The organism is Pollutimonas rozaliensis (assembly GCF_048751585.1).
GTDB lineage: Bacteria > Pseudomonadota > Gammaproteobacteria > Burkholderiales > Burkholderiaceae_B.
In genome coordinates this window covers 1-261 of the sequence record NZ_JAZHOB010000194.1, presented here as the reverse complement: position 1 = coordinate 261, position 261 = coordinate 1, and the positions used below count along the sequence as shown (strand labels likewise).

General features: G+C 52.9%; 1 protein-coding gene. It reads right to left on the bottom strand.

Features of this window, described 5'->3' with window-relative positions:
- On the bottom strand, positions 1-261 hold a 261-nt coding region (locus V0R37_RS22545; protein ID WP_489685822.1), incomplete at both ends, for a hypothetical protein.

Below are 261 nucleotides of genomic sequence, written 5' to 3'. Positions count from 1 at the left end.
CGGTCGCCGAGTTTGTATTGCCGTGATGCGGTGTAGATGCCAAGGCTGATGCCAAGAACGGTAGCGATAATCGTTGCGCCAAGTAGCAGGCGTGCGGAAATGAAAATTGCGTAGTGGATGGCTTCGTTGACTGAGCTTCCGGTGGGGGACAATCCCCAGTCCCAGTGCAGAAAGATGCCTTTTATCCATACCCACCAGCGCTCCATAAGGGGAACGTTGGGATCAAGGTTACGAGGTCGCAAAATAGAAGCGATTTGTTCC